The sequence below is a fragment of the Catellatospora sp. TT07R-123 genome (genome assembly GCF_018327705.1).
GTDB lineage: Bacteria > Actinomycetota > Actinomycetes > Mycobacteriales > Micromonosporaceae > Catellatospora.
Map to the genome: position 1 here is coordinate 3561553 of NZ_BNEM01000001.1, position 12283 is coordinate 3573835.

Sequence of the window (12283 nt, forward strand, 5' to 3'; positions counted from 1 at the left end):
GCGGCCGGCGCGGCGCGGGAAGCGTACGGGACCATGCCACGCCGCGATCTAGCGCTGCCTGACGGGCTACCGGGGGTCGGCGAAGCCAAGTGCCACGACAAGTCGACGGGGTTGACGAGTTGCGACGGCTTAACACATCCGTTGGTCTGCTCACGACCAGCCCGCTGCCGTATTGGTTTTACTCTCGGCCGTGGGCCTTTACCAACGAGTTGGCGGGCGTGGCCGCTGTACGCGCGGTCGACCCGGACGAATTATACGGCATTTCAGAATAAGAGGATCCAGTACCGGATAGACGAAATCGGGAAGGGCCTTCCTGCCAGGGGTTCCTCCTTCGAATATCGTCGAAAATCCTTATCGATTCAAGGCCTTCTCCGCAGTACGCGTCAATCGATCTACGCTCTGGGTAGCGATTTGGCCGACCTGAACCGCAACGAAGTAGCCGTAATCTCGAACTATCAGCCCGTTCCCGCCAACCCGGGCAACAACAAAGACGACAGGAACCGTGAAACGGTCACACACTCCCGCCTCCGCGAAGGCACTGTCAGTACCTTCGCGGAGGCTCCGGTGTTCACACTTCGGCACAGCTTATGAAGCACGACCTAGACGGGAAACATAGACATAATCGGCGCCAACCAGCCTGCAAAATGTGGTGAGCCGCTGGAATATTTCGTCATCAATCGCCATCTCGTTTTCGCACAACTGCTCGCATAGCGTCTCGAATCCCAAGATCGACTCGTTCGCCGCGACCATCTCGCGAAAGCTATCAAGATCTACGGGAGCGACCTCAATTGCGCTGCTCGAGCCAACTCGGTCCCGCAGGAGGCCGATTAGGAGATCGGCCTCCTGGTCGATTTTCTTGTGAATGTTCATCTGGGAGGGAATGCCGTCTTCAACAGATTGTCAAACGGCTGATAGATCACACGAATGTTGACGTTCCACCTCGTAGCGTGCGTGATCCACTTGGCCGGGTCCAAAGCTCTCGTAAGAAGTGATCCTTGAGTGCCTGTCTGGTTACTCCATGCAGTCGCGGGATCAGTCACGATATCAGAGACCGCGTGCATGATCTTGTCACCCGACCAGTGCCAGGGGAACAAGCTTTTACCCGCGTTTCCAGGCCACAGATGTCCACCAGAGGTAGCCGAGTCTCCCTGAAGCACGTGCCGAGTCGCCTCCTTCGAGAAGATGTTGACATATCCGCCCGCCGGCTTGGTGAAGGAACTCACGAGTTGCTGGATGGGTCGAACAGCAGTGCCAAGCGCCGACCGACCAGCGCCCTTGAGGCCGGACATCGCGGCTTGTCCCAAGCCCAGCGCACCAGACCCCAGGCTCCTGGCGCCACCAAGAATATTGGCTCCTTCGGCGCGGAAGGCACCGCCGAACTTGCTGACTGCTCCGCTGAGTCCCTCCGCCAGGGCGTTCTTCATCCCGCCGCCGACGACCGCCTTCAGCCCAGAGCCCACCATCGATCCGAGGCCGCCGAGGGCGGCGCCGGTGACGGTGCCGAAGGCGATATCGCCGACCAGTTCCCAGCCGGTGTGGCCCTTCATGGTTCCGGTGACCGCTGATCCGACCGCACCAGCGAGCGCCCCGCAGCCGACGGCACCGATACCGGTCCAGCCGATCGCGGCGCCGCAGACCGCGCCCACGACCACACCGGCGACCACGCCCGCGATCTCTGCCTTGTGCGCCTCGACCCACTTCTCGGTCGCCTTGTACGCATCCTTGATCGCGTTGCCGGCCTTGCGGACGTTCCGCTCAACCTGTGCCCTTACCGCGTGCCCGGCCTGCTTGGCCTTGTTATACGCAGCCTTCGCCTGCTGCTTGTGTGCGGCCGCCTTGTTGGCGGTGTACTTGCGGCCGGAGTCAGCCCACTTCTTGACGCCCTTCAAACCCAAGCTGTCGGCGGCGTTACTGAGATCGCCCAGCGCTCGGTTGGCGACCCCGTAGCCCCACGACACAGTCGAGTGGTACGCGGTGGAGACGCTGTTGTTGACGAACTGGCCGACCGAGGAGTTGTTCCACTTCTGGACCGCGCTGCTGGCGACCTTCTTGGCCCCACAGACGACGTCGTACCAGGAACAGTGGCCGGACTCATCGGTCGCGATCAGCGGGATGCCGTCGCCGTACTGGTAGCGGTTGGCGCCGATGGAGGCCGGGACCGGGTTGTTCGAGACCGTGTCACGGGAGTCGAACTGGCCGGTGTCCGGGTTGTACCACCGGGCGTGCATGTTGACACGGCTGGTGAGGTTGTCGGTCCACTCGGACTGGTAGCCCAGGTTGCCGATCATGCCGGTCGCCTGGAGCACCTTGCCCAGCGGGTCGTACGCGGTGGATCCGTCGAGCACCGTGCCAGTGGCCGTGAACTGGCCCACGACGTCGGTGTGCGCATCGGTGAACGCGTACCGCTTGGCCGCGCCCGCGACTTCGCCGACCAGCTCGCCCGCGGTGCCGCGGACGTAGGTCGCCGTGCCGTCACCGGCGAGGTCGTTGCCGACGCCGGTGTACGAGAACCCGGGGCGGATCGCCCGTCCCAGGCCGTCGTACTCGTACGTCTGCGTACCGCCGGCCGCCTGCTGCGACGCGACCATGTCGAACGCGTCGGACAGGGTGGCGAACGTGCCGCTGCCGTCCGACACCTGGGACAGGGTGCCCCGGGGGGTGTAGGAGTAGTTCGCCCCGGCGCCCGTGATCAGGCGGTTGCGCTCGTCGTACGTGAACGTCTTCGCGCCGTTCTGCACCCGGTTGCCGGACTTGTCGTACGCGTAAACCGTGATGTTGGTGCCGTCGTTCCACGAGGTCAGGCGGTTGGCCTGGTCGTAGTCGTACGTGTTCGTGCCGGACTTGGCGAACCCGGTGGTCGTCTTGGTGCGCTCGTTGCCGTTCAGGTCGTAGGTGTAGTCGACCTTCGCGACCGTCGTCGGGGTGGCCCCCGTCGTCTTGAGCTCGTCCAGGTTCATCCGGTGCAGGTCGTCGTACCCGATGGTCCGGACCCGGGTCCCGCTGTACGTGATCTTGTTGACCTGGGACAGGTTGTTGTACTCGTACGTCGCCTGGACGGCGGTGCCGTTGGTCACCGTCGCCAGCCGGCCGGTGGCCGCGTCGTACCCGTAGACCGTGTCGCCCGCGGCGTCCGACCGCTTGGTCATGCCGCCGTCGGCGTTGTACTGGAACGACGAGTTGCCCGACGGGCCGGTGACCGAGGTCGGCAGGCCGCGGTCGTCGTACACGAGCGTGTTGGTCCCGCCCGAGCCAGACAGCGTGGTCATGCGGCCCGCGTGGTCGTAGCCGAAGACGCGGTCCGCGGTCACGACCTCGGCGCCGGTGCCGGACTGGCTGGTCAGGCGGCCCATCTCGTCGTAGTCGAAGGTGATCGACACACCGCCGGGCTGGGTCTGCGACACGGTCCGGCCCGCCGCGTCGTACGCGGTGGTGTAGGTGTAGTCAGCCGCGTTCGGGTGGGTCGCCGTCGCCGGTTCGATGACCGACTCGGGCAGGCCCATCGTGTTGAACGTGGTCCAGAACGGGTTGCCACGCCCGTCGGTGAACCGGGTGCGGTTACCGGCGAGGTCGTAGCCGAACGAGGTGAGGATCGAGTCCGAACCCGAGATCGGCTGCCGGTACGAGGCGAGCAGGCCGGTCGCGTCGTACGCGAAGGTGGTCTTGTAGCCCAGAGCGTCGGTGCTGCTCAGCACGTTGCTGTTGGCGTCGTACTCGGTCGACTCGGTCTTGAGCAGCGTGTTGCCCGACTTGTAGGCCGAGCTCGACACAGCCCGGTCCGCCAGGTCGTACCCGGTCTTGGTGTACGAGCCGTCGGGCAGGGTCGTCTGCTCCAGGCGGCCGCCGCCGTCGTAGCCGTAGTTGGTGACCTTGTTGGCGCTGTCCGTGGAGGTCAGCGTCTGCCCGGCCGTGTTGTAGGTCTTGCCGGTGTGCACGCCGCCGGGCGACGTCACGTCCGACACCCAGCCGCCGAAGCCGTAGGTGTACTTCGTCTCCAGCGTCTGGCTGGTCTGGCGGACGTACTCCCGGGTCTTGTCCGTGCGGCCCAGGTAGTCGTACACCGTCTCGCTGACGGCGCCCTCCGGGTCGGTCACGGTCAGGACGTCACCCGTGTTGTTGTAGGTGTACTTGGTCACGCCGCCGTCGGGAGCGGTCTTGCGCCACACCCGGCCGAGCTGGTCGTAGTCGTAGCTGCTGACCTCGCCCATCGGGTCGGTGACGGTCTTGACCTGGCCGAGGTCGTCGTAGGTCGACGTGGTCTCGGGCGTGATCGGCGTCGACGAGCCCGGCGGGGTGTACGAAGGCATCCGCACCTTCACCACGTGACCGGCCGCGTCGTACTCGGTGCGGGTCCAGTTGCCCAGGGCGTCCTGGGAGTCGCTGACCCCGCCGAACGTGTCGTAACCCGCCCACGAGACGGCGTTGGCCTGGACCGGCGCCTGCCCGTAGGTCTCAGTCGTGACCTGCGGGGTGGTCGTCTTGACCATCCGCCCGGCCTCGTCGACCTCGTAGGTCGTCGTGTTGCCCATGGCGTCGGTGACAGCCTTGACCGCACCGTCCACGTCGAGCTGCGACGACGACCGGATGACCTTCGCGTCGGCCGCCGGAACCGTGCCGCCGACGATGCCGCTGATCTCCGAAGTGCTCAGGGCCTTCTGGTAGAGCTGCACATCGTCGATCTCGCCCTTCCAGTAGTTACCTCGCGATCCGTTGAACATGCCCGCGCCGATGACCAGGGGACCGACGGTGCTGAAGGGGGTCGAGACGGTGTCGGTGCCCTCCTGAACGCCGTTGACGTACAGACGCATCGTCTTCGTGGTCGCGTCGAAGACACCTGCCAGGTGGGTCCACGTGTTGACGGCCGGTGTCGAGGTCGACGCGGGGCCCACGAAGCCCGCGTCGGCGACGTCGCCGTTCTTCATCGTGAACTTCCACGCGCCCGTGCTGTCGTACCGCAGATCGAACGGGTTCTGCTGATCCCCCGAGGTGCCGAGGATCTTGCGGGTCTGCGTGTTGTCCGCGAGCCGTACCCAGGCCGCGACCGTGAAGCTCCGCTTGCTGTCGACGGCGGTGCCGGTCGTGGTCAGGTAGGTCGCGCCGCCGAAGGACGCGGACGTCCCGTGCTCGGTCGACCAGCTGAGGTTCGTGCCCTTGGCCGGGTTGTTGCCAGCCGCGTCCGCCGCCGTGGTGCCTGCGGTCTCGTCGAGCTTCCACCGGCCGACCGGGGTCGGGCTGGTGGCGGACAGGTACGTGGTCGCGGCGACCTCGCGGCCCATCGGGTCGTAGATCGACTCGTTGTAGCCGTAGACCTTGCCGGTGCCGTCCTTGTCCGTGGTCGAGATGACACGGTCGTCGGCGTCCAGGGCCTGGGTGGTGGTGCGGTTGAGGCCCGCCGGGTCGAGCGTCGACTCGTACTGCCGGTTCGCGGCGTCGTACTTGTACGTCATCGTCGTGGCGCCGTTGTTGGTGACCTGCTGGGTCAGGTTGCCCGCGGCGTCGTAGGTGTTCTGCTCGACGGTGAAGGAGCTGGTGCCCTTCTTGCGCACGACCTTCGCGACCAGGCCGTTGTCGGTGTAGGTGTACTCGCTGGTGACACCCTCGGCGTCGGTCTCGGAGGCCAGGCGGCCCGCCGCGTAGTACGCCTTCGACGTCAACACCAGGTCGATACCGGGGGCCGGCAGCGGGTTGGCCGGGTCGCCCCGCCAGCCCTTGACGGTGGTGGTCGTCAGGTTGCCCGTCTCGTCGTAGGTCGAGAGGGTCTCGTCGCCGTTCTGCTCGACCTCGCGGACCACGCGGCCGAAGTTGTCGTAGTAGAGGGTCGTCGTCTTGCCGGCCTCGTCGGTCGAGGTCAGCACCTGGTTGTACTGGTTGTAGGTGCTGGACTTCGTCCGCGGCGCGTCACCGCCGACGAGGGTGTCCGCGGTCGTCTCGGACAGGACGTTGCCGTCGTAGTCGTAGACCGTGGTGGTGATCGCGGTGTGCTGCGCACCCGTGATCCGGTTGGTGATCGTCGGATCGGTCTGCGTCTCGACCCGGTTGGCCTTGTCGTACTTGTACGACGTGGTGACACCGGCCGGGTAGCTCTTGTTGATCTCGGTCTCGGAGGTCCGGCGGCCCAGGTCGTCGTAGACGTAGGTGGTGACCAGGCCGCCCGGGTCGGTGACCTTGGCGACGTCGCCGTTGGGGTAGTACTCGACGGTCTGCACCGCGCCGCCGGGCGTGGTGGTGGTGCGCGGCAGGCCCGCCGGAACCGTGGCGTTGTACGCCTCGACGTCGTAGATCCGCGTCGAGGTGCTGCCGTCCTGCGCCGGGACGAGCACCGAGATCTTCAGGTACTTGGCCGCCACCGGCGCGGGCAGCGTGTGCTTGCTGACCGCCGACGTGTTCCCGCGGACCTGGAGCTGCGTGGTCCACGCGGTGCCGTCGTTCGAGGTGAGGATGTCGAAGTCCTTGGTGTTGAGGCTCGCGGCCTCACCACCGGCCTCCGCGTGCCGCACCGTGACCGTGGTGAACGTCTGCGCCGTCGGCCACTGCGCCTGGAGCCACGCCGAGGCGACGTTGGAGCAGAACTTGGACCCGGTGCCGGTGTTGAGGTCGAACGCCTTGTCCGGTGTCTCGCTCGCGCTGCACGTGGTGCTGCCGGTCAGCGTCGGCGCGTCGGTGTAGACCGTGCTGGTGACGCGGCCGAGCGGGTCGACGACCGCGGTCCGGTTGCCGCGGGTGTCGTACTGGTAGGTCGTCCGGTAGGTGTTGTCGGTGCCGCTGGCCGAACGGCCGTCGCGCATCTCGGTCATGACGTCGTTGCGCGGGTCCGGGGTGAGCACCCGCGTCACGGCGTCCGGGTAGAAGCTGTAGTAGACCGTCGAGCACTTGTTCGTCGAGTAGTCCTGGCAGGTCGTCGACGAGACCGTGTTGCCGCGCACGTCGTGCTCGGTGATCGTGACGTTGCCGTCCGGGTCGGTGACGGTGCGCAGGAACCCGGCGACGTCGTAGCCGTAGCGGGTCGTCTTGCCGCGTGCGTCGGTCTCGGCGATCTTGCGACCCGTGTTCAGGTCGGTGATCGTGATCTGCGACTTGTTGTCCGGGTCGGTAGTGGTGATCGACTCGCCCTGGGTTCCGTTGACCTTGTCCCGGGCGGTGAACTGCGCCGCGACCTGCGAGGCGCTGAGCGCCTGGCGGAAGGTGGCGAACTCGGCGATGCCGCCGTCCCAGTACCCGACGCTGTATTCCGAGCCGATGTTGCCGTTGCCACCCGAGTTGTTCAGCGGGACGGGCGACGTCAGCGAAGCCACCTGCGCACCGTTGACGTACAGCTTGACGGCGTTGGTCGTGGTGTCCGCCGTCACGGCCAGGTGGGTCCACTCACCGATCTTGACCAGGTTGGCCGGCGACGGCAGATCCCACCATGCCTGGGTGCTGTCGGTCTTCGTGCCCTTGCCGATGACGCGCCAGCGGTCGCCCGCCTTGTCGTAATAGATCTTGAAGGCGCTGCCGATGGCCCCGCCGATCACCGTGACGTACTGGTCGGCGTCCTTGTCATCCATCTTGACCCAGGCCGACACCGAGAACGGCTTGGACGTGTCCAAGGTCGCGGGCGTGGCCACGTACGAGGTGGTGCCGTTGAAGTCGGCCACGGTGCTGTCGGCGAACGGGCCGTTGGCGGCACCCAGCGTCACGTTGTTGTACGTGGCGACGTTGCCGTTGATCTGGTTGATCGTGGTGCTCGTGCCGGTCTCGGCGAAGCGGTAGTAGTCCACGGGCAGTGCCGCGAGCACGGTGCTCTGGTAGACCAGGCTGGTGCCCTGGACGACGGGCGCGTTGAGCTTCCAGACGCCGCCGTTCTCGTCGGTGACGTCCGAGACCATGCCGCTCACCCGGTCGTAGTTGACCGACGCGGCGATCTTGGTGCCCGACGGGCGCTTGACGGTCTTGAGCAGCTCGGTGGAGCGCTTGGCGTCGAAGAGCGCCTTGGCGTCGTCTGCCGTGAGCGCGCGGTCGAAGAACGCCGCCTCCGCCAGGGAGCCGTTGAAGTAGTCACGCGTGCCGGTGTTCTTGTTGGCGTCGGCGTGGCTCTGGTTGGGCCAGTTGCCGCCGAGGTAGCCCAGGCCGAGGTAGGTGGACTTCTCCTCGATGCCCCGCACGAACAGGCCGGACTGCGACGCCTTCTCGACGCCGTCCACGTAGATCTTCTGCTGGTCGCCGAAGGCGGACAGCACCGCGTGGTGCCAGTTGCCGTCGGCGTAGGAGGCCGTCGTCGCCATCGGCGCGTGCAGGCGGCTGTGCCAGGCCTGGTTGAGCTTGGGCACCGGTCCGCAGCTCCACAGCTGCAGGAACGTGCCGTTCGCGACGCCGTTCTGCTCGACGTCGACGCACTTGCCGGACTGCTGGCCGACGATGCGGCCGTCGGCCAGGAGGGTCCATTTCTGGTTGATGCCGGTGCTGCAGCTGTAGACGATGAGGTCGGTGCCGTCCGCGGTCGACGAGCCGTTGGCGTCGAGGCACTTGGTGACGCCGTTGGACGTCACCGCGAGCCGGGACGAGGAGTCCAGGGTCCACTTCTGGTGGGCCCCGCCGTTGCAGTCCCAGATGTAGGCCCGGTCCGCGTTGTTCAGCGGGATGCCGGCCTCCATGCACCTGCCCGCGCCGGTGCCGACGATGCTGTCCAGGGCGCCGGTGGCCGGGGCGGTCGGGAAGCCGCCCATGAGCTTGCCGTCGGAGCCGAGGTAGAGGGTCGGCTGGTAGGCGCCGTTGGAGGTCGCGGCCGTGGCGGGATCGTCCCAGGACTGGCTCAGCAGGACGTTGTCACCGGTGCCCGAGGCGGCCTTGAACCACATGCTGACGGACCGGTAGCTGGCGTTCGAGGCCAGGTTCGACGGGACCTTGACCGAGGACGCGGTGCCGTTGAAGCTGACGGCCTTGCCCGTCCCGCCCGACAGCGGACCGGTCTGGTTGTAGGTGAGGGCGGTCGCGGTGCCGTTGTCGACCCCGGCGTTGTCGGTCACCGCGCTCTTGGCGGGGCCGGCCGCGGTCTCGTTCAGCCGCCAGTAGGAGCGCGGGCCGTAGTTGAGCACGACGCTCTGGTAGACCGAGTTGGTCTCGTAGGTGTAGGCCGTGCAGTGCGCCCAGTCGTTGGGCGGGCAGACCGAGGTCAGCTTGTCCCCGGTGTAGTTGTACTGCCAGGTCTGCACCGAACTCGCGTCGGCCGGGTCGGCCTGCTGGCCGTAGACCGTCGCCACGTGGAACGCGGTCGCGCCGCTCGGCTGCGACCAGGTGAAGTACAGCTTCCGGCCGGAGGCCGCGATCATCTTCGACAGACGGTTGCTCGCGTCGTACTCGAAGGTCTCGGTGCGGCCCTGCGCGTCGGCGGCGGAGCTGATCGCGTACGCGCCGGTGGCGATGTTCTTGGCGAAGACGTACCTGGTGCCGTCCTTGTCCACCAGCTCGTAGCCGCCGCCGGTGACCGATTTGAAGGTGGCGAAGCGCCCGCTCGGCGGGCTGAACGTGGTCGCCGGGGCGGCGTCCTTGCCGAACGCGACGTCCTGGCCGTTGGGGTAGGTCACCAGGACCGTCTGCAGCGCGCCGGTGGCGTCGGTGCGCTCGACCGCCCGGGAGTCGGCGATGCCGGCCCAGCCGAAGCCGAACGCGCCGTTGCGCGGGTCGACGCTGTTGTACGAGCGCTGCACCGACAGCGACGGGCCGACCGTGCTGACCGTGGCGTCCGTCGCGGCGGTGGTGTAGTTGCCGGAGGTCGGGTCGAAGCCCTTGTCGCCGTTCTGCGACAGGCCGGAGGTGATCGTCGGCTGCGGCACCGGCGTGCTCAGCATGTTGAACTTCTGCGACGTGCTCGGAAGCTGGCCGTCGTTGGCGATCACGGTCCACAGGTAGTTCTCGCCCCAGGCGAGCTTGCCCGAGGGCACGACCCAGCGGCGGTCCGTGCTGGGGGTCGACTCGGCGATCAGCGTGGTGGCCGTCTTGTCCCAGACCTGGAACTTGTACGTGAGCGTCTTCGGGAAGGAGTCCGGGTCCTGCCCGTAGGCGAGCAGCTCCGGCGTCAGCGTGGGCGACTGGTAGCCGTGCGGCGGGTACTGCGTGTCCACCTGCGGCGGCACGTTGAGCGCGTAGGTCAGCGACAGCATCGGCTTGTGCGCGCCGCTGCTGTAGTTGGCCGCGGTGAACCGCTTCCAGCCCTTGGGGTCGGTCTCCGACGCGGTCAGCGCCAGGCCGTAGTTCGGGCCGCCGATGGACCAGTCGTTGAAGGTGCCCGGGTTCAGCAGGACGGTCTGGTTCTTGCCGATATTGCGGTCGGCGCCGGTATTGGTGCAGGCCGGGTAGTTGTCGGCGATGGTCAGGGTGCCGATCGCGCTGCTGCGCGTCGGACCCGGCAGCGTGCTGGTGGCCAGGTTGGCCACCGACCACGACTGGAGCACCTTGTGCACGTAGACCGGCAGGTGCGAGGTGCAGTCCCAGGACCAGGTGTGGAACACGGTCAGCGACGCCGCGGTGATGCGCTTGCCGATGAACCCGTTGTCGTCGAACTGGTCGAAGGCGATGAAGCTGCGCGCCGGGGACTCGTTGTCGTAGCCGACCGCGAGCGAGGTGCCGTTCTGCGTCGACGAGTCGGTGCTGGTGTCGTTGTCGACGAAGACGTCGGCGGTGGTGCCGGTGTTCGCGGTCGCGGTCGGGTCGACCCGCACCGGGTACACGCGGGCGGGGTCGCGCAGCCAGGCGTCGTCGGCGGTCACCCGCAGCGCGGTGCCGTCCGCCGTCTTCACCAGCTCGAAGACGACCTTGTCCGAGGAGATGCGCTCACCGGTGCGCTGGTCGACGCGCGAGTCCTCCATCCGGCCGCGCGGGAACGACGCGACGGCCTTGCCGGCGGCGTCGAGCAGGGCGATGGAGCCGTCTTCCTCGACCCGGGGGGTGAGCCCGTCCAGGTGCAGCGGGTAGAGCCAGGAGTGCGGCGCGTCCGGCGAGGCCAGGACCAGCGTCTCCTCGACGCCGGTCTCGAAGGTGCGCAGTTCGAGGTCGGTCTGGGGCAGGACCTGCCGGTACGTCGCCAGCGAGCCGTCCACCACCGGCGCCACGTCCGCGGCGTCGGCCAGGTCGTAGCCGAGCGTCTGGCCGCCCGGCAGCGCCATCGACACCAGCGCGTCGGCCGCGCGGGCGGCCTTGCGGCTGCTGCCGCCCAGCGAGACGTCCAGCGAGTTGGCCTTCATGCGCAGCCGGCCGTTGCCCTGGCGCTGCAGGTCGGTCTCGATGGGCTGCCAGGTGCCGTCCGCGGCCCGGTAGTTGACCGGCCCGGGGTGCAGCTGGCGGGTCAGCGTGCCGTCGGCGTTCTGGAAGACGTCCGCGGTGCGGGTCGACCGGTCGGCGAGCCGCCTGCTGGTCGCCGGGTCGAACTTTCCGCTGGTCAGCGGGGTGGTCGACGGCTTGCCCCTCTGGTCCGGCAGGTCGTACGCGGGGAGCGCGCCCGGCGCGTGGCCGGGAGCGCGGCCGTTGCCGCCGTGGGCGCGGTTGTCCGCGGCCGACGCGTCGTGGCCGAGGCCGGCGGCGCCGTTGAGCTCGTGGCCGGAGGGGCCGAGCAGCATGTCACCCGCCCAGGCGCCGCGCTGCGGCACCCACGAGTACAGCCAGGCGAGCGGGAACCCGCCGTCAGCCGGCACCACCCCTGCCGGCACCGCGAATGTCAGTCCGAACAGGACCGCGGTGATGAACGCGATCCGGTGCGAAAAACGCCTGGTCGAACGACCGCCCATGGGCTGGGCTCCTCCCCGTGATGAAAACGGGGGAGATCTTGGAGCCTGCCAGCACAAACGTCAAGCTAAGACCTGTTACCGCAGGTCAGAGCCCATTTCATCAACCAGGACATCGTGTACGTCACCACGCGAAGACTTCATAACGGACAAATTCTTCGGGGCCCCGTTGATCATGTCTCCGAACAGCACAAACATAACTCCAGGATGGACCGGAGCGGCCTCCCGCACCGCCGCACCGGGGGCCTCGCCCACCGCCAGAACCATCGAGCACCGGCTCTGGATCTGGCTGTTGAGCAGACCCCGGGCGTTCTCCACGGTCTGCGCGCCGTCGACCGTGAGGTACTGCACCCGCGCCAGGGTCTCCAGCGAGGCGTCCTGCATGCCGGACCACACCTCGGCCGCCTGCGCGCCCCGCAGGCCCTGGTCGTCGGTGAGCAGGCACGCGACGGCCTCGCGGTACTGGCGGGACCGCGGCTCCTCCCCCGGCCACAACGCCCAGGTCAGCACCCCGGCCAGGGTCAGCACCACCG

Annotated in this window: 3 protein-coding genes; all 3 read right to left on the minus strand. The window is 67.5% G+C overall.

The window, feature by feature from the left end; all coding sequences use genetic code 11:
• Positions 1-585 precede the first annotated feature (585 nt).
• Complete coding sequence (locus Cs7R123_RS15275) at positions 586-870, minus strand: MafI family immunity protein (RefSeq protein WP_212827132.1); 285 nt, start codon at positions 868-870, stop codon at positions 586-588.
• Positions 867-11660 carry a LamG-like jellyroll fold domain-containing protein gene (locus Cs7R123_RS15280; RefSeq protein ID WP_212827134.1) on the minus strand — a complete coding sequence of 3598 codons (10794 nt, stop codon included), beginning with the start codon at positions 11658-11660 and terminating at the stop codon, positions 867-869. Before Cs7R123_RS15280 ends, Cs7R123_RS15275 begins: the two co-directional genes overlap by 4 nt.
• Positions 11661-11828: 168 nt before the next feature.
• The gene (locus Cs7R123_RS15285; protein ID WP_212827136.1) at positions 11829-12281 is read right to left on the minus strand and encodes a hypothetical protein; all 453 of its coding nucleotides are present in this window, start codon (positions 12279-12281) and stop codon (positions 11829-11831) included.
• Between the last annotated feature and the right edge of the window lie 2 nt (positions 12282-12283).